The organism is Streptomyces sp. NPDC087420, from assembly GCF_044744165.1.
In the GTDB taxonomy this organism is placed as follows: domain Bacteria; phylum Actinomycetota; class Actinomycetes; order Streptomycetales; family Streptomycetaceae; genus Streptomyces.
On sequence record NZ_JBIUXU010000030.1, the window covers coordinates 1 to 19,094 of the forward strand.

General features: G+C 72.7%; 21 protein-coding genes. 8 read left to right on the forward strand and 13 right to left on the reverse strand.

Annotated features, from left to right (window positions below; genetic code table 11):
• Positions 1-407, reverse strand: a 407-nt coding sequence (locus ACIO1C_RS35550) for a PhzF family phenazine biosynthesis protein (RefSeq protein WP_401871879.1), incomplete at its 3' end; no start/stop codon positions are given.
• Between the two features lie 29 nt (positions 408-436).
• Entirely contained in the window at positions 437-1,294 is an 858-nt protein-coding gene (locus ACIO1C_RS35555) for a PhzF family phenazine biosynthesis protein (RefSeq protein ID WP_401871882.1), read from the reverse strand.
• A gap of 82 nt (positions 1,295-1,376) precedes the next feature.
• On the opposite strand from ACIO1C_RS35555, the gene ACIO1C_RS35560 reads away from it, so the two are divergent.
• Complete coding sequence (locus ACIO1C_RS35560; protein WP_401871884.1) at positions 1,377-1,748, forward strand: MerR family transcriptional regulator; 372 nt, start codon at positions 1,377-1,379, stop codon at positions 1,746-1,748.
• Positions 1,749-1,790: 42 nt separating this feature from the next.
• Here ACIO1C_RS35560 and ACIO1C_RS35565 read toward each other — a convergent pair whose 3' ends face one another.
• The 3 genes from ACIO1C_RS35565 to ACIO1C_RS35575 all read right to left on the reverse strand — a co-directional run bounded on the left by ACIO1C_RS35565 (position 1,791) and on the right by ACIO1C_RS35575 (position 5,310).
• The gene (locus ACIO1C_RS35565; protein ID WP_401871922.1) at positions 1,791-2,981 is read right to left on the reverse strand and encodes a PP2C family protein-serine/threonine phosphatase; all 1,191 of its coding nucleotides are present in this window, start codon (positions 2,979-2,981) and stop codon (positions 1,791-1,793) included.
• A gap of 123 nt (positions 2,982-3,104) precedes the next feature.
• Positions 3,105-3,893 (reverse strand): SDR family NAD(P)-dependent oxidoreductase, encoded by a 789-nt coding sequence (locus tag ACIO1C_RS35570; RefSeq protein WP_401871887.1) that lies wholly within the window; start codon positions 3,891-3,893, stop codon positions 3,105-3,107.
• A 43-nt stretch (positions 3,894-3,936) separates the two neighbouring features.
• Positions 3,937-5,310, reverse strand: a complete 1,374-nt coding sequence (locus ACIO1C_RS35575; protein WP_401871889.1) for a CAP domain-containing protein — start codon at positions 5,308-5,310, stop codon at positions 3,937-3,939.
• A gap of 200 nt (positions 5,311-5,510) precedes the next feature.
• On the opposite strand from ACIO1C_RS35575, the gene ACIO1C_RS35580 reads away from it, so the two are divergent.
• Genes ACIO1C_RS35580 through ACIO1C_RS35590 form a run of 3 tightly spaced genes read left to right on the forward strand, consistent with a single transcriptional unit; the run spans position 5,511 to position 8,002 of the window.
• A complete protein-coding gene (locus tag ACIO1C_RS35580; protein WP_401871892.1) occupies positions 5,511-6,461 on the forward strand; it encodes a helix-turn-helix domain-containing protein in 951 nt (316 codons plus the stop codon).
• Positions 6,462-6,519: 58 nt separating this feature from the next.
• Positions 6,520-7,365 carry an oxidoreductase gene (locus tag ACIO1C_RS35585; protein WP_401871895.1) on the forward strand — a complete coding sequence of 282 codons (846 nt, stop codon included), beginning with the start codon at positions 6,520-6,522 and terminating at the stop codon, positions 7,363-7,365.
• A 13-nt stretch (positions 7,366-7,378) separates the two neighbouring features.
• Positions 7,379-8,002: a TetR/AcrR family transcriptional regulator gene (locus ACIO1C_RS35590; RefSeq protein WP_401871898.1), complete on the forward strand. Its 624-nt coding sequence runs from the start codon at positions 7,379-7,381 to the stop codon at positions 8,000-8,002.
• Positions 8,003-8,039: 37 nt separating this feature from the next.
• On the opposite strand, the gene ACIO1C_RS35595 is transcribed toward ACIO1C_RS35590, so the two are convergent.
• A complete protein-coding gene (locus ACIO1C_RS35595) occupies positions 8,040-9,065 on the reverse strand; it encodes a ferric reductase-like transmembrane domain-containing protein (protein WP_401871900.1) in 1,026 nt (341 codons plus the stop codon).
• A gap of 257 nt (positions 9,066-9,322) precedes the next feature.
• Between ACIO1C_RS35595 and ACIO1C_RS35600 the strand changes: the two genes are divergently transcribed.
• The gene (locus ACIO1C_RS35600) at positions 9,323-9,958 is read left to right on the forward strand and encodes a hypothetical protein (RefSeq protein WP_401871903.1); all 636 of its coding nucleotides are present in this window, start codon (positions 9,323-9,325) and stop codon (positions 9,956-9,958) included.
• 297 nt (positions 9,959-10,255) lie between these two features.
• Positions 10,256-10,849, forward strand: coding sequence for a sigma-70 family RNA polymerase sigma factor (locus tag ACIO1C_RS35605; RefSeq protein WP_401871905.1), 594 nt, complete (start codon positions 10,256-10,258; stop codon positions 10,847-10,849).
• On the opposite strand, the gene ACIO1C_RS35610 is transcribed toward ACIO1C_RS35605, so the two are convergent.
• The 7 genes from ACIO1C_RS35610 to ACIO1C_RS35640 form a co-directional block, all read right to left on the reverse strand.
• Entirely contained in the window at positions 10,797-12,065 is a 1,269-nt protein-coding gene (locus ACIO1C_RS35610; protein ID WP_401871906.1) for an MFS transporter, read from the reverse strand. The genes ACIO1C_RS35605 and ACIO1C_RS35610 overlap by 53 nt on opposite strands.
• The gene (locus tag ACIO1C_RS35615; protein WP_401871908.1) at positions 12,062-13,294 is read right to left on the reverse strand and encodes an ATP-grasp domain-containing protein; all 1,233 of its coding nucleotides are present in this window, start codon (positions 13,292-13,294) and stop codon (positions 12,062-12,064) included. Before ACIO1C_RS35615 ends, ACIO1C_RS35610 begins: the two co-directional genes overlap by 4 nt.
• Positions 13,291-14,295 carry a pyridoxal-phosphate dependent enzyme gene (locus tag ACIO1C_RS35620; RefSeq protein ID WP_401871925.1) on the reverse strand — a complete coding sequence of 335 codons (1,005 nt, stop codon included), beginning with the start codon at positions 14,293-14,295 and terminating at the stop codon, positions 13,291-13,293. The genes ACIO1C_RS35615 and ACIO1C_RS35620 overlap by 4 nt, the downstream gene beginning before the upstream one ends.
• Before the next feature lie 149 nt (positions 14,296-14,444).
• A complete protein-coding gene (locus tag ACIO1C_RS35625; RefSeq protein ID WP_401871927.1) occupies positions 14,445-15,185 on the reverse strand; it encodes a class I SAM-dependent methyltransferase in 741 nt (246 codons plus the stop codon).
• Positions 15,186-15,307: 122 nt separating this feature from the next.
• Positions 15,308-15,766 (reverse strand): lamin tail domain-containing protein, encoded by a 459-nt coding sequence (locus ACIO1C_RS35630; protein ID WP_401871911.1) that lies wholly within the window; start codon positions 15,764-15,766, stop codon positions 15,308-15,310.
• A gap of 152 nt (positions 15,767-15,918) precedes the next feature.
• Complete coding sequence (locus ACIO1C_RS35635) at positions 15,919-16,590, reverse strand: hypothetical protein (RefSeq protein WP_401871914.1); 672 nt, start codon at positions 16,588-16,590, stop codon at positions 15,919-15,921.
• Between the two features lie 181 nt (positions 16,591-16,771).
• Positions 16,772-17,413, reverse strand: coding sequence for a DUF6629 family protein (locus tag ACIO1C_RS35640; protein WP_401871917.1), 642 nt, complete (start codon positions 17,411-17,413; stop codon positions 16,772-16,774).
• Between the two features lie 423 nt (positions 17,414-17,836).
• Between ACIO1C_RS35640 and ACIO1C_RS35645 the strand changes: the two genes are divergently transcribed.
• Positions 17,837-18,040, forward strand: coding sequence for a cold-shock protein (locus ACIO1C_RS35645; RefSeq protein ID WP_401818435.1), 204 nt, complete (start codon positions 17,837-17,839; stop codon positions 18,038-18,040).
• Between the two features lie 248 nt (positions 18,041-18,288).
• Positions 18,289-19,094, forward strand: an 806-nt coding sequence (locus tag ACIO1C_RS35650; RefSeq protein WP_401871919.1) for a DEAD/DEAH box helicase, incomplete at its 3' end; no start/stop codon positions are given.

A 19,094-nucleotide genomic window follows, 5' to 3' on the forward strand; every position in this document is an offset into this window, starting at 1 on the left:
GTCGGACCGAGCGAGTACATCCAGTACACGCTCGGTCCTCCGCCTTGCGATCGCACGCACCAGACGCCGCGGGCCACGCCCTTCGGGCGAACGACCCCACTTCGCGGACACGCCCCAGGCCGGCCCATCGACGCCCCCTGGAACACGGTCAGTCGCTCCCCGGGCCCCAGCAGGCCGTGGTCGCACAGCAGGGCGGCGAGCGGGCCCGCCGCACTGCCGGTGGCCGGGTCCTCGTCCAGCCCCACACCCGGGTTGAAGAACCGGGTGTGGACGGTCACTTCCCCGGAGCCCGCGTCCCCGCCCCCGCCCCCGTCCCCGTCCCCGCGCGTGGAGGTGTCCGGCCACGCCAGATACACCCCCTGCGCGCCGGCGGACCCCGCGAGCGCGACCAGTTCGGCCTTCCGCACGACGGCCCGGGTGAGCGCCGCGTGCGAGGTCAGGTCACGATCAGATGGGCCGCCCCGGTGTCCACGACCCGGGGAGCGGGCCGCGCGCCGATGTCGGCCGGCGCCAGGCCGACCGCCTCGGTCGGCCCCGCCACGTCCTGGACCACCGCGCCCAGCCGGGCGGGCGCCTGCCGCAGCGCCAGGGCGCCGTCCTCCCGTACGAGCACGGGCAGTTCACGCCCACCGATCCACTGGACCAGAGGACCGGCGCCCGGCGCCGGGCGTTCCACCCGGCCGTTCTCCAGCAGCCACCACCACGCACCCAGCGCGTTGTGTCCCGCCCCCGTCACCTCCACACCACCGGCGGTGAAGGACCGCAGCGCGCGCACGGCGCCCTTCCGGCCGGGCAGCACGAACGTCGTCTCGGACTGGCGCAGTTCCCGCGCCACCTCACGCAGCCACTCCTCGTCCACCGGCTCCTCCCACGCGGTGAGGTCCACCACGCCGAGCGGGTTGCCGGTCAGGGCCGCTTCGCCGAAGACGTCGACCAACGCGAAAGGCAGGGTGCCGCGGTCCGCGTTGAGGGAGTTCCAGGGCGTCCGCGCCGGTGCCGCGATCAGCTCCGCTCCCGCGGCGACGAGCGTACGGGTCGAGCCCTCCGCGTCGTCCACCTCGAACGCCAGACGCAGGTGCGGGCTGACCGGCCGGCCCACCTCCACCGCGTCGATCATGGCGACCTGCGCCGGGTTGGCGATCTCCAGAGTCGCCCGGCCCGCGTCGAGGATCACGACACGCGCGCCCCCGTCCCCCGCGAAGGCGTCCCGGGCCGGGAGGCCGAGCGCCTCCCCGTAGAAGGCCACCGCCTCGTCGTAGTCGGCGGCCGACACGACCACACGCAACTGTCGCACCACTGGTGTCCGTTGGTCTGTTCCCATGCCCGTTGAGCTAAATCCTCACGTCGGTGTGAGGTGCAAGCCAGGGGGAGTGGGCATGCTGCGGATCGGTGAGCTGGCCGCCCGGAGTGACGTCAGCGTGCGGTCGCTGCGCTACTACGAGGAGCAGGGCCTCCTGTGCAGTGTGCGTGACGCGGGCGGGCGGCGGCGCTTCGCACCGGAGGCGGTGGCGCGGGTCGGCCTGATCCAGCGGCTCTACGGCGCGGGCCTGTGCAGCTCGAAGATCGGCGAGCTGCTCCCGGCCCTGGAGGACGCCTCTCCCGGCGGGGCGCCCCAGCTCCGTACCGCGCTCTGCGTGGAGCTGCGCCGCCTCGACGGCATGATCAGCGACCTGGAGTCCGCCCGCGCCGAGCTGCGGTCGGTCATGGACACCTTCGCGCCCGCTTCCCGTACGACCGGCACGGGCTGAACCGTACGACCGGCGCGAGCCGACCCCGTACCCTCGCGGAGATCACCGGCCGGCGGGCAGCCACTCGATCAGCAGGATCGTCGCGTCGTCGCGCAGCTGGTTCTTCTGCCGGTCCAGGATCGAGTGGATCAGCACCCGCAGGGCCTCCGGCGCGGGCTTCCCCGCGGCGGTCGCGCGGATGATCGAGTCGGTGAAGCGTTCGAGGCCGAGCTCCGTGCCGTCCTCGTCACGCGCGTCCGTCACCCCGTCCGTGTAGAACAGCACCCGGTCGCCCGCCTCCAGCGCCACCTCGTTGACCTCGTGCGGCGCGTCGGAGAACTGGGCGGCGAGTCCCATCGGCGGCTGGGGGGTGCGTTCCAGGGCCTGGCCGAGCACCCGGCGGTCGCGGATGAGCAGCGGCGGCGGATGCCCGCAGTTGATCCACCGGAACACGCCGTCGTTCAGGTCGAGTTGGCTGAAAATTCCGGTGCAGTACTGATCGGGCAGCCACTGCGCGAGCGCCTGGTCGACCGTGTCGACGAGCTGCGGCAGACCGGCCCCGGCCCGGCGGGCGTTGCGGCAGCCCGCCATGGCGACCGAGGTCGTCAGGCCCGAGGCCAGGTTGTGACCCATGGAGTCGAGGATCGCCGCGTGCAGGGTCGACTGGGTCAGCGAGTGGTCGAACGCGTCCCCGCCGATGCGGTACGCGGGCTCCAGCACGCCCGTCGAGATGACCTTCGTGTTGCCGATGGTCCGCGGCGGCAGGAACGCGCGGAGCATTTCCGCGGGCAGCCGCATCGGCTGGGAGCGGGCCCGCCGCGCGAAGCTGTCGCTGTACGCCCGCTTCGAGGTGATCACCATGGCGAGCACGGCGGCCAGCATGCGGCAGCGGCGCAGGCGCGTGGCGTCGAACACCGCCGTACGGATACCGAGCACACCGAGCCGCTCCGCGCCGTCGACCAGCGGCAGCCACGCGGTCAGCTCGTCGGCCCGCAGGCTCTCCTCCATCTGGAGGGAGAGCGTCCGGTACGCCTCACCCGCCGTCGAGGAATCCACGTCGAGGGACGGCAGTCCGTCGGTGAGCGGCACGAGGTGATGCTGCTGGACGTCGATGACGTACACCGCGAGCTGTCGGAGACCGATCGCCGCGGCGCACCGGTCCACCAGGTCCGGAAGATCCATCGGCGCCGCGCCGTGCGCCTCCCTGAGGAGGTTGTCGAGCAGCGCCTCACCCGGCCCGGGACCCGGCCCCAGCGCGGGGCGGGAGCCGGGGCCCGTCGCGGAAGATTCGGCGGCCACCGGTCATTACCTCCTCACCGGCAGTCTCACACCATCGGGGAGGTTCCGCGCGGCCGGCGGGAGGCCCCGGCCGCTCGGTCAGACGGTGGTGATCAGTCCGCCGTCGATGGTGAAGTCCGCCCCGGTGATGTTGGACGCCCGGCCGCCGGCCAGCCAGACGACGAGGTCGGCGACCTCCTCGGGGCGGGTGAACCGCCCGGTGACCGAGTCGCCCGCGGCGTGGTCGGCGACGGCGGCCGGGTCCTGCCCCGATGCCCGCGCCACGGTGGCGGCGACGCCGCCGTCACCGAGCCAGAGCGCCGTGGAGACGGGCCCCGGACTGATCGTGTTGCACCGGATGCCCCGAGGCCCGTACTCCTTCGACACCGCCTTGCAGACATTGGTCAGCGCCGCCTTGGCCGCGCCGTAGTCCACCACCAGCGGGTCAGGGAGCATGGCGTTCACCGAGCTGATGGTCACGATGTTCCCCGCGCCCCGGTCGAGCAGGTGCGGCAGGACGGCCCGGATCGTCCGTACCGCCGACATCAGGTTGACCAGCAGCGCGTGGTCCCAGTCGTCGTCCGTGATCGACAGGAATCCTTCGGTACGGGGCCGCAGCCCCCCGATGTTGTTGACGAGGATGTCCACCCCGCCGGTGAGTTCGACCGCCCGCGCGATCAGGTCGGCGGGTCCCGAGGGGGCCGCCAGGTCCACCGCCACGGGGTGCACGGCGTGGCTCCCGGCCAGCTTCGCCAGTTCGTCGGTGACCGAACGGGAGCCGGCGACCACCTGGGCCCCCTCGGCGGCCAGCGCCCGGGTCACGGCCAGCCCGATGCCCCGGCCGGCGCCCGTCACAACCGCGGTTCTGCCGCTCAGTTCCATGTCCATGGCCCGATGGGTGCCCATTCGCCGGCGGAATCACTCCGGTCCGTCACGTCCGGCCGAAGAGCTGGGTCCAGTACGTGCCCGCCGGGCCGCCGCCCGCGTACCCCACGCCGAGGTGTGTGAAGTCCGGCTTGAGGATGTTCGCCCGGTGCCCGGGGCTGTTCATCCATCCCTCCACCACCTCGGCCGCCGTGCGCTGTCCGCAGGCGATGTTCTCTCCGATGCCCCGGTGGGGCGCGCCCGCGGCGGCCGCCCGGTCCCACGGGGCGAGCCCCTCGGGCGAGGTGTGGGAGTAGAAGGCGCGCGCGGCCATGTCCGCGCTGTACGTCTGCGCGGCGCCGGCCAGCCGCCGGTCCGGGGCGAGCGGCCGGAGCCCGGCCGCGCCACGCTCCGCGTTGGTGAGGGCGAGCACCTCGGCCGTGATCCCGGCCAGCCCCTCGGCGGTGAAGGGGCGTGCCCACAGCGCCGTCCAGTAGAGGTCGCCGGAGCGCGGGTCGACCGCCCGGCCGATCCCGGCGTCGGTCAGCGCGGAGTCCCGCAGCGGCCTTCGCGTCGACGCGTCGGACCGGCAGTAGTCCAGGAACTCACCCGGTGTACGGGGCCCTGAGACCAGCTGCTGCTCGATCCGGAGATAGCGGTACCCGCCCGCCGTGATCCGCTGGAAGACGGAGGTCCCGTCGGGCCCCTCCGCGCCCAGCCTGCCCTGCCGTGCCATGGCCTCGGCATGGGCGCGGGCCGCCGCCGAGAGCCGGGGCTCGATGACCGCGGGCCGGGCGCCGGCACCGAGCCGTTCGGTACGGACGAGGGCGGCGAACTCCGCTTCCGTACCGTCCGCGAAGGCCACCCGCGGTGGGGCGGGCGGGGCAGGGCTCGCAGACCTGGCGGGTGTGGCGCGGGCGGAGGTCGCGGCGCGTACGGGAGGCGCGGCGGGCGCCCCCGCCTCCTCCGCCACGTCCACCCCGAAGTCACGGGCGATCCCGCCCAGCCCGTCCGCGTACCCCTGTCCCAGCGCGCGCAGCTTCCACGCGGAACCCCGCCGGTAGATCTCCGCCAGCAGCAGGACCGTCTCACGCGTCGGGCGTACGGGCGTGAACCGGGCCAGGACTCCCCGGCCCTCCCCGGTGACCGTGAGCGCGGGGACGGGCAGCCGGCCGAGCGGGACGCCCGGGTCGGCCGCGCTCACGACGACGGTGAGCCTCCCGGCCCCGGCCCGCAGCCGCCGCGGATCCACCCGGACGGTGCCGGGGCCCAGCCGGACCCCGGGGGCCGACGGCTGGTTGTAGAACACAAAATCCTCGTCACCCGCGACCTTCCCGCTGTCGCCGGTGATCAGGACGGACAGGTCGAAGGGACCGGGCACCTGGATCGTCAGCGCGCCGTCCGGCAGCGGCAGATTCCCGCCGGGAACCAACTCGGTCATCGCCACCACCCGTCCGGTTCGCGGAACGCGCCGGTCCGTACGGCGCTGTTACGGGAACGCCGGACGGGGCCGCGGCGGTTCCGGACAAGGCGAGCCCGTCAAGACCGCCCTGCGGGCGAACGACGCCACTTCGCGGACACGCCCTAGACTCGGGCCGCCCTGGCCGACAGCGTGGAGCGAGTTCAGAAGGTGGTTGCCGGATGGTGGTCATCCTCGACGTACAGCAGGTGGCGCCGGCCGAGCGGGCCGAGGCGATCCGTGAGGCGATCTGGAAGAAAGTCGTCCGGGTCGAGATCGAGCACCAGCCGGAGCCCGACCGGATCGCCGTGAGCGGTGTGATCAGCGACGTGGGACGGCTCAACGTCTGTTCCGTCGCGGCCGACGCCACCACCGTCCGGCGCACCCCCCGGCTCGCCCGGGACGATCTGCCGCCCAGCGTGTTCCTCGGCCTCCAGGTCTCCGGCACCAGCATGGTGGTCCAGGGAGGCCGCGAGGCGGTGCTGCGGCCCGGCGACTTCGCGGTGTACGACACCACCGTCCCGTACACGCTGTTCCAGCCGCAGGGGATCCACCAGCACTTCTTCCGCATGGCCCAGAGCGATCTGGCCCTCCCGGCGGACGCGCTCGGGCGGCTCACCGCGCTGCGGTTCGGTACCGAGCACCCGATGGCCGACCTCGCGGCGACCTATCTGCGCCGGCTGGCCCAGACCCCGCACGTGCCGGACCCGTCGGTCGCGGACGCCGTCGGCACGGCCAGTGTCGAACTGATCCGGGCGGCCCTCACCTCCCGGCTGCCCGACCCGCGCCCGGCGCGCGAGCCGCTCGAAGCCACCATGGACGTACGGATCATGGAGTACGTACGCGCGCATCTCGCCGACCACGACCTGACCGCCGCGCGTGTCGCACGGCAGCACAACGTGTCCGTACGGCACCTGTACGCGACCCTCGCGCGTTCCGGTATCCACCTCGGCGACTGGATCAGGACGCACCGGCTGGAGAACTGCCGCAAGGACCTCGCGCGGCCGGGCGCGGGAACCGTGACGATCGCGTCGGTCGCCCGGCGCTGGGGATTCGGCAACGCCAGCCATTTCGGCCGCGTCTTCAAGGAGGCGTACGGCATGTCTCCGCGCGAGTGGCGCGACAGCAGGTAAACTGAACGTACAGTTTACTTAACGGTCCCGGTGGGGCCAGGAGCAAGGAGGCGCTGCCATGAGTACCTGGCTGATCACCGGAGCCTCGCGCGGCTTTGGCCTGGAGATCGCCCGGGCGGCGCTCGCCGAAGGGCACCAGGTCGCCGCCACCGCCCGCGACACCACCACGCTGCGCACGGCGTTCCCCGAAGCGGGCGACGCGCTGCTCGCCCTCCCGCTGGACGTGACGGACGAGGCGCGGGCGAAGGCGGCGGTCGCCGAGGCGGTCGAGCGGTTCGGCGGCATCGACGTCCTCGTCAACAACGCGGGCCAGGGCATGCTCGGCGCGGTCGAGGAGGTCGGCGACGAGGCGGCGCGCGCCGTGTTCGACACCAACGTGTTCGGCACCCTCAACGTGCTCCGCGCGGTCCTGCCGGTCATGCGGGCCCGGCGCTCCGGACACATCATCAACATCACCTCGGTCGGCGGGTTCGACGGTGTCGCCGGGTGGGGGCTCTACGCGGCGACCAAGTTCGCGATCGAGGGCTTCTCCGAGTCCCTCCGGCGGGAGACGGAGCCCCTCGGGGTGCAGGTGACCATCGTCGAACCGGGCTACTTCCGCACGGATTTCCTCGACGCGTCGAGTCTGCGGCGGGAGGAGACGGTCATCGCCGACTACGCGGCGACCGTGGGGCAGAGCCGTGAGCGTGCCGTCCGCGTCAATCACGCGCAGCCCGGCGACCCGGTCAAGGCCGCCCGTATCATCGTCGGCCTCGGCCAGCACCCCGACGCCCCGCACCGGCTCCAGCTGGGAGCGGACGCGGTGGACCGGGTGGAGGCCAAACTCGACCTGATGCGCGACGAGTTGGCGGCCTGGCGTGAGGTCTCCGTCTCCACGGACCACGACGATGTCCCCGGCGTCTGAGCGGAACGCGGCGGTGACAACCCCCGCTCTCTCCACCCTGCCGGCCGCCTCCACCCACCCCCGCAGTGTGCGGGCCCGGGAATCCGTGCTCGCGGCGGCGGCCGAACTGCTCGGGGAGGGCGGCCTTCCCGCCGCGACCGCGGACGCGGTCAGTGCCCGGTCCGGGGTCAGCAAGGCGACCGTCTACAAACACTGGCCGTCGCGCACGGCGGTGGCGGCCGAGGCGTTCGGCCGGCTGATGGCCCGCGCCGTCCCGCTGCCGGACAGCGGCGACGCGCGCGAGGATCTGCGCGAACAGGTGCGCCGGGTCAGCGCGTTCTACGCGGGACCCGTCGGGGTGGTGTTCGCGCAGCTCCTCGCCGCCTGTGTCACCGACCCCGAAGCGGCCCCCTACTTCAGGAGCCACTTCCTCCAGCGCCGGCGCGACGCCATCGCCGAACTGTGGGGCCGCGCCCAGGCGGAGGGAATCGCGCGCGCGTCCATCACGGCCGACGTGGCGACGGACCTCCTCTTCGGACCGCTGGTCTTCCGCCTGATGACCGGACACGCGCCGCTCGGGGAGCGCGAGGCGGACGCGATCTCCGCCGCCGCGCTGGACGGCCTCCTCGACCACCGGGACGTGCCGCCCGGATCGTGAGGTGTGGTGGGGGCGCACCGCCCCCACCACCCGTGCCTCAGTCGTGGGTGTGGGTGGACGAGGTGTCCTCCGGCGGGACCGTGCGGCCGCCGTCGCTGCCGCTGATCATGATGGCGAGCAGGGCGGCGATGACGGCGGCTGCCGCGAACCGGCCGGTGAACCGCAGCGCCCAGCCGGCCGCCGAGCCGTTGTGGGCACCGGGCCGCGACAGCTTCTCGGAGCGGCGCGCGGGGAGCAGCAGGCGCACCAGCAGGAGGGCCGCGATGGGCAGTTGGAGCAGCCATACGGTCGTCCGGAACCAGCCGTCGTACCAGACGTTGGTGCCGTACAGGAGGGTGTGCCACACGCTGAGGACGTACACGACGATCACGAAGCGGTGCAGGACCCGCCAGGTCTTGGGACCGATGCGGTGCCTGACGTAGAAGAGCAGCCCCAGAGGGATCGCCACATAGAGCGCGGCCTGCCCGATCGGCATCGCCCACACGCCGGTCCCGGAGTCGTACCCGCCCGGCACGAACGCCTCGACGAACGCGGTGTAGACGGCGGAGTTCCAGCGGGCGGTGTCGTGGCGCACCAACTCCGCCGCGAACAGCAGGGCGTGGGCGAGGATCAGGGCGATGGTGTTGAGACTCGTGGTGCGGTGGAGACGTTCCAGGCGCGGGGCCGACATCGGCAGCCACCGGGGTGTGGACCCGCTGAGCAGCAGTCCGAGGACGACGGTGGTCCAGGCCCACAGGAGGGCGGTCCAGCCGAAGGCCTGGCTGAGGAAGTACATCCAGAAGCCGCCCGCGTCGGCCATGAACGGCATCACGGTCACGGTCGACGACGTCTTCGCCTTGATACGGGCGTAGATCAGCGCGAAGACCGCCGCGGTGACCACCAGGGCGATCAGGCCGTCGGGTATGGAGGCCCGCAGATCGGAGCGGAGTGTGACCCGGCCCTGCGGGCGGCCGGCGGTGCGTTCGGCCCCGGCCTCCGCGGTCGGGTCGGACCGGTCGGCGGTGTCGGCTTCTGCGGGCCGGCCGGCCGGGTCGGGGTCGGCGGGCGCTGGGGTCGGCTTCATGGGCAACGGCCTTCTCGGTGGCGTGGGGCGGAGCGGGGACACGCGCGTCCTCCGAGGAGTCGGCCCGCGTACCGGAAAAGTTCCCCGCGCCGTTGTGTGAGATGGATCACACGGAAGCGTTGTCCGTTCTTAGTAGGTGAACTGACGACGTATCAGGATCGGCTGACCTTTTCCGATGCTCCCGCGCGGGTGGCACGATGACCGCCATGAGAGCCGGGCCCGCACTCCGTCTCACACGTGCCGCGATCTTCGCTGCCGTGTGCGTAGCGGTGTCCGGGCTCGGCCACGCGCTCAGCTCCGGCGGTCCCGTTCCCCTGCCCGCCCTGGGCGGCGCCTTCGTGATGGCGCTCGGCGCGGGCTGGTGGCTGACCGGACGGGCCCACGGCGCACCGGTGGTCGTCGCCGCGTCCACGGTCGGACAGGCGCTCCTGCACTACCTGTTCGGTGTGCTTCCCCTCTGCCTGCCGGCGTCCGTTACGGCGGGGACGGCCGGTGCCTCCGGCGGCGGGCGGTCCGGCATGACGATGAGCATGGCCCACGCGCACCAGGAAATGAGCGCGGAGTCCGCCGACCTGATGGCGCTGACGATGGCGTACGACGGTCACTCCCCGACCGCCGGCATGGCGGCCGCCCATGTGCTCGCCGGCCTGCTGTGCGGCTGGTGGCTGTGGCGGGGCGAGACAGCGATCGGTCAACTCGCCCGCAGCCTGGCCCTGTTCATCGGCTCCCCGCTCCGGCTGGCCCGGTGGGTCCTGTCCCGTTCCGCCACCGGACACCGCCTGCCCGCCGCCCGTCCCACCGTCCCGTACCGGGCGCCACGGCGCCCCGGCCGCCGCATCGTGCTGGACCCCGTCTCCCGGCGCGGGCCACCGCTCCTTCCGTCCTGCCGCTGACCCTCCGTCCCATGGCCCGGCACACCGCCGGGCGGCCGGCGCCTGCCCGCCCGCGGCCGGGGGAGTACACCGTCATGCCGCGCTCCGGTGACCCGCACGGCCCGGAGTCCGGCCACCGAGGGGGCCCGATCCCGAAGGGACGGCCCACGAGGACGCGAAGGACTCTTTGCGATGTTCCCTGCCCCGACCACGATTCCCCCCACGACATCCCCCACGACATCTCCCACGACATGCTCCACGACATCCCCCACGACGTCCCCCGCAACTCCCCGGCCCGCGGTCCCCGTTGCCGCGCCCGTGCGCACCACTACCCACCACGACAGCCACCGGGACGCCCGGATCACCGCGTGGGCGCTGGCCGCCGGACGAGGTGACCGGGAGGCCGCCGAACACTTCGTCCGTGCCACGTACGACGACGTGCGGCGGTTTGTCGCCCACCTCAGCGGCGACGTGCCCGGCGCCGACGACCTGGCCCAGGAGACCTATGTACGGGCCCTGACCGGCCTGGCCAAGTTCGCCGGCCGCTCCTGCGCCAGGACCTGGCTCCTGTCGATCGCCCGGTGTGTCGTCGTCGACCGCTACCGCAGCGCCGCCGCGAGACCCCGGGTCGCCGACACCACGGACTGGCAGCTGGCCGCCGAGCGCGCCCAGCCACGCCATCTGCCCGGCTTCGACGAGAGCGTCGCGGTCTACGACCTCCTCGACACGATGAACGGGCCACGCCGCCAGGCCTTCGTCCTGACCCAACTCCTCGGCCTGTCCTACGCGGAGGCCGCCGTCGCCGCCGACTGCCCGGTCGGTACGGTCCGTTCCCGCGTCGCACGGGCCCGTCGCGACCTCACCTCGGTCTGGCAGGCCGACGGCGCGGCCCTCGCCCCGCAGCCGGCCTGACGCCCGGTGCGTCACCGGTCCGCGCGGAGGACCCGCCGTACCGGTGACGCACCGCCGCCGTCAGCAACACCGGCAGCACCACACACTGGAGGGACACCACACCCCAGAACGCCCCTGTGGAGCCCGACTCCTCGGCGACGCCGTACAGCTGCCCGCCGACCACGCCGCTGGCGAACGCCCCGAGGCCCGCCGCCAGTCGCTGCCGGCCGAAGACCGTGGCCGGGGGCGCCGACGACCGGGCCAGGGCCTCCAGGTCGTTCTTGAGGAAGAGGACCAGCTCACCCAGGCAGATCAGCGCGGCCCCCGCGCCGATGCCCACGTACCCGCCCGTCCCGATGACCGCCGTACCGGCCGCCATGGCGCCGAACCCCACGCGCATCGCGCCCGGGTAGGTGAGCCCGGCGACCCACCGGGACAGCGGCGGCTGCGCGACGACGAGGAGGCCCGCGTACGCCATCAGCACGACGCCGTAGAAGGACGCCGAGGTGCGGGGGACCGCGTAAAGCGCCAGGTAGTGCTGGAAGAACATGAAGACGTACACGCTCACGACGGTGACGAGGAAGGGCAGGACCCCTTCCCCGGCGCCCGGCATCACGTCGGGAGCGCCTTTCTCCGGAGCGGCCTTGGCGGAGACCACCGCCGGGAGCAGCAGATGCCCCACCCCCACGGCGGCGAACAACACACTGACCACGGTGAAGAGCGCGGCCGGCGAACTCAGTACGAAGGGCGCCGCCAGCGGCGGCCCCAGCGCGATCCCCGCGTTGAACGCCGAACCGCTCGCCGACAGCAGGCGCGGCCGGTCCCGCTCCGGCGCCCCCTCCACGAGATACGCCTTGTTCGCCGGGAGATACAGCGCCGCCCCGCAGGACACCAGGAACAGCGCGCCGACCGACGCCACCGGACTGCCGAGCCCCGGCACGAACGCGGCGAACCCCGCCGTACGGACCGCCAGCGCCACCAGCATCGTGGCCCGCAACCCGATACGCCGGGCCAGCGCCGCGCCCGCCACCCCGCCGGAAAACTGCACCAGCGAGGCGACGGCGAGCACCACACCGACCGTGCCGAGGCCGAGCCCCAGCCGCTGGTGCAGCACCACCGACATGTACGGCAGGACGGCGAAGCTGCCCAGCGTGATCAGAAACGAGGCGCCCAGCAGGAACGACCGGGGCCCGGACCAGAGCCGCCCGCCGGCCCCCGCCACCGGCCCCGCGCTCACGGGCCGTCGTCGGCCGCGACAACGGCCCGCACACCCCCGGCGGCGCTCAGCGCCCGGTGCAACGCGAGTTCCGCGGTGGCGCCCTCCGCCAGCACGATGCCCGTGCAGCCGCGCTGGTCGTGCACGTACCGCACTCCGTCCCCCGGCGCCCGCGTCGGGAACCACCGCACCGCGCCCGGGTAGTCGTCCAGCCCGTCCAGCCCGTGCCAGCCGCTCAGGACGCCGGGCCGGTCCGCGTACACGAGGACAAAGCCACTGGCGGGACCGGTGTGTCCGAGGCGCGCGTCCATCAGCGCGGGCCGTACGCCCAGCGCCACCTCGATCATGGCCTCGTACACATTGGTCCCCAGCGACAGGCACAGCGCCTCGCCGACCAGCGCACCGCCGATCCGCCGGTTGATCTCGACCAGCCGCGGCCCCTCGGAGGTGAGGACGAACTCCACGTGGGCGAAGCCGCTGTGGTGCCCCGCGGTGTGCAGGACCCGCCCCACCCACTCCTCGATCTCACCGAGTCCGCCGTGCGGGAACACGACGGGGAAGGCCGCGGCCTCCTCCCGTACGGCGGGCTCCCGCGAGGTCTGCCGGCTGAGCACACCCAGCAGCCGGGTCTCCCCGCCCCAACCGATCGTCTCCGCGCTGTAGAGCGGACCCGACAGGAACGGCTCGGCGAACAGCCCCCCGCTGAGGGCGCGTCGCCCCGCCTCCCCGAGCGCGGCGCGCAGCGCCTCCTCGTCCCTCACCACCCAGACGTCGCGCGACGAGGTGCCCGACGTGTCCTTGAGGACCGCGGGCAGGCCGACCGTACGGAGCACCTCCGCCGCGCTCGCGGGATCAGGAGCCACCCGCAGGGCGGGGCTCTTGCCCAGGCCCTTGCCGTGCAGGAGATCCCGTACCCGCGCCTTGTCCCGCAGCAGCCGTACGGACTCCGGGTCCGGTCCCGGCAGCCCGGACTCGGCGGCGAGCACCGCCGCCGGCACACTCCACGTGTCGGTGGTGTTGATGATCCCGGCGACCCCGGGCACGGCGGCGAACGCCCGCCGGGTGGCCTCCACGTCGAACGTGTCGACGTCCACCACGTCCAGGGCCGTACCGGCCGGCAGTGTGTCCAGCTCGTGCCGGTAGACCGACCGGTCACCGGTGAGCAGGCACAGCCGGTGCCCGGCGGACGCCGCGGCGGCGGCCGTCCTGGCCAGTCCGAAGGACAGCGCTTCCAGCGCCACCACCGTCATGAGACCTCCTCCGCCGGCGTCGCGCCGGACTCCTGGTGGGCCCGCCGGGCCCACTCCATCACCGACCACGGTGGCCGCAGTTCGTCCAGGGCCGCGATCCGCCGGGGCCGCAGCGACGACCGGTCCAGCGCCTCCGCGTGCCGGGCGAACACCCGCTCCGCGTACCGGTGTCCGGTGTCGGCGCCGATGACCAGATGCAGGCGCCCGGGATCCAGGGCCGCCTCCCACGAGGCGACCAGGTGCGCCGCCCCCGTGGACAGCCCGGCGAACACCGCGTGGTCCCGCAGCAGGCCCACCGCACCGGCCATGGCATGGCGGAAGTCCACCCAGTGCAGTGTGTCGTACAGCTCGTGCCGCACGTTCTCGAACGGGATGGAGCTGCCGATGCCCGCGATGATGGCCTCCGGGTCGCTGAACCGCTCACTGCCGAAGGTCACACTGCCGAACGGCTGGATCCCCACGAGCCGCACCGACCGCCCGGCCGCGCGCAGCGCCTGCACCAGACCGCCGGTGGACGCGCCCGTGCCCACCGCGCCGACCACGGTCAGCTCGGCGTCGGGCAGGGCGCCGGCGACCAGCCCGGCGAACTCGCCGTAGCCGGCGTAGTGCACGGGGTCGTGGTACTGCCGCATCCAGTGGAAGTCCGGCCGCTCCGCGAGCAGGTCGCGCACGTGCCGTACCCGCCGCTCCTGGTCCAGCCGCAGGCTGCTCGACGGCGGCATCTGGTCGACGGTCGCGCCGAGCACCTCCAACTGCGCCCGCATCACGGCGTCGACGGTCGTGGAGGCGACGATGTGGCAGCGCAGGCCGTAGCGGTGGCAGGCCATCGCGAGGGCCAGTGCGTAGATGCCGCTCGAACTGTCCACGAGCGTCTGGCCCGGGACGACCCGGCCCGCGCGCAGCAGGGCGCGGACGGCGCCGAGCGCCGCGTACACCTTCATCGTCTCGAACCGGGCCAGCACGACGTTGTCGCCCAGCCCGACCAGATCCGGGGCCTTCATCGCGTCGGTGATGTGCGCGTGCACGGGCGCGGGCGGCGCCGCCGTCCCGGGAGTGGAAACGTGAGCGGGCACGGACGCGGAAGCGGATGCGGGTGCCGGGGGAGTGGCGACGAGGTGGTCGAGGTGTGGTGCCATGACGTCCCGAGGCCTCATTTCCTGGTCCCCCTGACGATCAGCCGCCGGGAGTGCTGGTCGTACGGGGAGCCGTCGAAGCCGCCGAAACACTCGACATCGGTGAAGCCGGCCGCCACGAACAGGTCGTGGAGTTCGGCGCCGCTGTAGAGGAAGGAGGTGATCGAGGCGGTACGGGCCGTCGTGCCGCGCACCAGCGTCCAGTCGGTCCGCAGCCGTCGCCAGCTGTCGAGGACGACGTCACGCTGCACCACGTACGAGCCGTCCGGGAGATCGACGGCCTGCGGCCGCCCGATCCAGCCGGCCAGCACCTCCTTGCCCATCACGTCGACCAGCAGCCGCCCGCCGGGCGCGAGGCTCGTCCACGCGTTGCGCAGCACCTGGAGGTTGTCCCCGGGGTCGTCGAAGTAGCCGAACGACGTGAAGACGTTGAGCACGACGTCGAACGAGCCGGGGTCGGCGTACGCGAGCATGTCGGCCCGCAGGAGCCGTACGCCGACCTCCGCCTCCGCGCACGCGTCCGTGGCCCGCTCCAGCAGGGACGGGCTGAGGTCGACCCCGGTGACGGCGTAGCCGCGGCGGGCCAGCGGGACCAGGAACAGCCCGGGCCCGCAGCACAGGTCCAGGACCCGGGTGCCCGGCGGGAAGTCCAGGAGCGGGGACGAGCTCACGAGTTCGGCCACCGTCTCACCCCGGTCCGCCGAGAACATCGTGGAAGCGAAGTCGGACCAGAGAGATTCGTCCTCGTACCACTTCAACACCACGGCCCTCCTCCTGGACCTCACGGCCCGTCCGGCTCACCTTCTCCCTCAGTGGTCGGCTGCCACCGCCGTCGAGTTCCCGGCGGGGCGGCGCGAGTTGAAGGAGGGCCGGTTACGGCTCAGCAGGCCTTGGAGGAGGATTTCGGGGCGTTGTACGCACACGTGTCCTGTACGGCCTTGGTGGCGCGCCGCAGGGTCGCGGTGTCCTTGTCGTTGTTCCAGACGTAGGCGCCGCGCTTCTGGAACACCGTCGCGGCGGTGTTCGTGCCCTTGCCGGTCTTCACCGTGACGGTCTTCCCGGCCTTGAGCGTGAACGTGCCGAAGGTATAGGCGTGCTTGGAGGCGTCGGTGAGCGTCCAGCCCTTGAGGCTCACGGACTTGGTGGTGGTGTTCTTGATCTGGACCCACTCGCCGTTAAGGCTGGTGTTGGAACGGCTGTCCGAGCCCGGGGAGTTGTACCAGATCTTCGTGAGATGCACGGATCCGGCGGCCTGGGCCTGCCCGGGGAACATGAACAACGTGGCGGCCGCCGCGGCCGCGGTGGCGGCGGCAGTGGCGGCTATGCGGGTACGGGGCATGGCAGAACGTCCTGCTTCCGGGTGGGCGCCGCACGACGAGGCGGGCGCGAGGTGCCAGACATTACGCATCTTGTCCCGGCCGGACACGGCCTGTTGCGAAATCAGGACGGAAAAGCGTTCTGCCCCACCCTGCGCCCGCCTGGGCGCCCCGGTCAGTTGCCCGGCGACTGGTAGAGGCCCCGGCCCGCGCGGTGGGCGCGGGAGGTGGCCACCAGCCGGTCGAGCGTGCTGCGTACGGCGTTGATGCTGCCGGGACTGTCGTCGCGGCCCAGCTTCGCCGCCACGTCGCGCGCCCGCACCGGTGAGTCGCCCGCGTCGGTCAGGATCTGGATGACCTGCTCCGTGAGGCCACCGGCCGACTCGGACGTGTCGTCCACCGTCTGCTCGACGGGTGCGGCCTTGGCGGGCTTCGCCGCCTTCACCCGCTTCGAGGCGGTGTTCTTCTTGGCCGGCGGGCGGGTCTGGCCCTGCTTCTTGGGGCCCGCCCCGGGCAGCTTCCGCTTGATGCCGGAGGCCGCCTTGCGACCCGCGGGGGCGGCCGTCTCGACGGCCACGTCGGTGGTGTCCTGTGCCACCGACGGCCCGGTCTCCGCGACCGGCGCCGCCGCGGCGGCCTGCTCGGCGTCCTGGAGGTCGGGCGCGAGGGACAGGGCCCGCAGCGCGCTCAGCGCGGCGCGCACGGACTCGAGCCGCTCGGTGACCGCGGCGAGATCCTTCTCCAGTGTCTGCTGGTGCTCTTCCAGCCGCGGGAGTTCGGCCTGCAACAGCGCGGTGGTCGCGTCGATGCTGCCGGGGTTCCCGGGTGCTCCGGATGTGGTGGTCATCGTGGCTGCCTTCCGTTCCGGGCCACCGCTGTTGTCCCACGAGGGTGACCTCTGTACCGCAGCCTAAGGTGTGTTGTTGTGTATTGAGTAATCCTTGACACCCCGGACCTGGATCCGAACGGCCCGAGCCCGCCCCGCCGGTGGCCGTATCCGCCTCTACAGGGGCCCCTGGTAAGGGAGTTCAGTGTGTTCCGGCGTCGTGGGGCGTGAACTCCCGGACCGTACGCCCCACCCAGCCGAGGAGCATGACCGACGCCACCGCGGCGACCGCACACCAGGTGGAGACGAACTCCAGCCGCCACAGCAGGGCGCACACGACCGCCCCGGCCGCGACCGTCCCGCCGAGCAGCCGGAGCAGCGGATCGCCGGCCAGCAGCAGGGCCCCGAGCGTGGCGAGCAGATAGGCCGCCACGACCACCGCCGCGTCCGGGAGGTCGAGGACGTACCCGACGGTGTGACCGCGCACCTCCGCCCGTACGGTCCGCGCGGACAGGTAGAAGGAGAGGACACCGGCGACCGCGAGCCCGAGGACGGCGGGCACCACCAGCCGGCGCCTGGCGTGCGGAGGCGCGGCGAGCAGGACGCCCAGGGGCACCCACACCGCGAGGAGCGGCATCGCCACCACCGCCCAGGCGAGCGTGGCGGCTCCGGTGCCCCCGCCGCCGTCCCACACGACGGCCTCGGTGATCTGGTGGGCGCCCAGGAGCAGCGGCAGCGCGGCGAGCGGGAGATCACGGGCCCGGCGCACACGCGCCAGACAGGCCACGCCGACCGCCGCGATCCCGGCGCCCGCCGCGAGATCGGCCGTCGCACTCCAGCACATGGCGCCACCCCAGGACCGGAACCGGCAGAAGGACCCGTCAACCGTCGCGGCCACCGTACGTGCGCCGCGGCGGCCGCACCCGGCGGCGACACCAGGAAACCAGGAAATCCGTACGCGAGGGGCCGGCCGGGATCCGCGCGATATCTATGGCGGCGAGTACAGAAATAGCCCCGATGCGCGGTCAGTATTTATGGCACGGCAGGCGGAGTGATAACACCTGCCGTGCTCGTCCACATGCACCGTGCTACTGTTGATCTCAGTTGCAGTTGTGGTTCCCAAAGACTTCAAGTGCTCTTTCCGGCTTTATGTGCCGGTAGGTGCGCTTTTGTATTTCCGGATCTTTTCCGGACGGGGTAATCATCGCGGCGACGTGGGGTGCGCACAGTGCGGACCTCCGGGCACATTGCCCCGAAGGAGATCAAAATGGCCAGTGGTACCGTCAAGTGGTTCAACGCGGAAAAGGGTTTCGGCTTCATCGAGCAGGACGGTGGCGGCGCTGACGTCTTCGCCCACTACTCGAACATCGCCGCCCAGGGCTTCCGCGAGCTCCAGGAGGGCCAGAAGGTGAACTTCGACGTCACGCAGGGCCAGAAGGGCCCGCAGGCGGAGAACATTACTCCCGCCTGACGCTTAGGCGCATGACAAGCTGGGGTCCGCTCCTTGGGATGCGGGCCCCAGCTCGTTGCTTTTTGCAGGACCCGCCCGGACCGCCGCAACGGCCGCCTCGGGCGACGTGAGACCAAATACGCCGGCTCAGGCTCTTTTCGCCCCGGCGTGGCTCCGTTCAACGAAATTCCGGCTCGTTCTTGCGATTCTCTGTGCGGTCACCCCTGCCAAGAATTCTCGATACGTGCCGCATCGAGAAAGGTTCGGATATGAACCGCACACGCACGAACGACCGCTACTCCCGTACACGTACGGGCGGCGGCTCAGGCTCCACCGGCAACGGCGGCGCCGGCCGCTTCCGCTCGGGCGCCGCTCCCACCCGCTCGGGTGCCCCCGGCCGCTCCGGCGGTTCGAGCCGCAACGGTGGCTCCGGTGGCTCCTACGGGCGCCGCCCCTCTGCCGTCCAGGGTGAGTTCGCCCTGCCGGTGACGCTCACCCCCGCGCTGCCCGCCGTGACGAGCTTCGCGGAGCTGGAGATGCCGTCCGCGCTGACGGACATGCTCACCAGCCTCGGCATGAACGAGCCCTTCCCCATCCAGGCCGCCACGCTGCCGAACTCGCTGGCGGGCCGGGATGTCCTGGGCCGCGGCCGTACCGGCTCGGGCAAGACGCTCGCCTTCGGCCTGGCCATGCTCGTCCGCACCGCGGGACAGCGCGCCGAGGCGAAGCAGCCGCTGGCCCTGGTCCTGGTTCCCACCCGCGAGCTGGCGCAGCAGGTCACCGACGCGCTCACCCCGTACGCCCGGTCGCTGCGACTGCGCCTGGCCACGGTCGTCGGCGGCATGTCGATCGGCCGGCAGGCCGGTGCGCTGCGCGGCGGCGCCGAGATCGTCGTCGCCACGCCGGGCCGTCTCAAGGACCTCATCGACCGCGGCGACTGCCGCCTGGACCGGGTCGCCATCACGGTCCTCGACGAGGCAGACCAGATGACCGACATGGGCTTCATGCCCCAGGTCACCGCGCTGCTCGACCAGGTGCGCCCCGACGGACAGCGGATGCTGTTCTCGGCGACCCT

Excerpts from the sequence above, each read along its gene's own strand:
- ACIO1C_RS35560 (WP_401871884.1), top strand. The coding sequence starts at position 1,377 with ATGCTGCGGATCGGTGAGCTGGCCGCCCGGAGTGACGTCAGCGTGCGG.
- ACIO1C_RS35570 (WP_401871887.1), bottom strand. The coding sequence starts at position 3,893 with ATGGACATGGAACTGAGCGGCAGAACCGCGGTTGTGACGGGCGCCGGC.
- ACIO1C_RS35575 (WP_401871889.1), bottom strand. The coding sequence starts at position 5,310 with ATGACCGAGTTGGTTCCCGGCGGGAATCTGCCGCTGCCGGACGGCGCG.
- ACIO1C_RS35580 (WP_401871892.1), top strand. The coding sequence starts at position 5,511 with ATGGTGGTCATCCTCGACGTACAGCAGGTGGCGCCGGCCGAGCGGGCC.
- ACIO1C_RS35585 (WP_401871895.1), top strand. The coding sequence starts at position 6,520 with ATGAGTACCTGGCTGATCACCGGAGCCTCGCGCGGCTTTGGCCTGGAG.
- ACIO1C_RS35595 (WP_401871900.1), bottom strand. The coding sequence starts at position 9,065 with ATGAAGCCGACCCCAGCGCCCGCCGACCCCGACCCGGCCGGCCGGCCC.
- ACIO1C_RS35615 (WP_401871908.1), bottom strand. The coding sequence starts at position 13,294 with ATGACGGTGGTGGCGCTGGAAGCGCTGTCCTTCGGACTGGCCAGGACG.
- ACIO1C_RS35620 (WP_401871925.1), bottom strand. The coding sequence starts at position 14,295 with ATGAAGGCCCCGGATCTGGTCGGGCTGGGCGACAACGTCGTGCTGGCC.
- ACIO1C_RS35630 (WP_401871911.1), bottom strand. The coding sequence starts at position 15,766 with ATGCCCCGTACCCGCATAGCCGCCACTGCCGCCGCCACCGCGGCCGCG.
- ACIO1C_RS35635 (WP_401871914.1), bottom strand. The coding sequence starts at position 16,590 with ATGACCACCACATCCGGAGCACCCGGGAACCCCGGCAGCATCGACGCG.
- ACIO1C_RS35640 (WP_401871917.1), bottom strand. The coding sequence starts at position 17,413 with ATGTGCTGGAGTGCGACGGCCGATCTCGCGGCGGGCGCCGGGATCGCG.
- ACIO1C_RS35645 (WP_401818435.1), top strand. The coding sequence starts at position 17,837 with ATGGCCAGTGGTACCGTCAAGTGGTTCAACGCGGAAAAGGGTTTCGGC.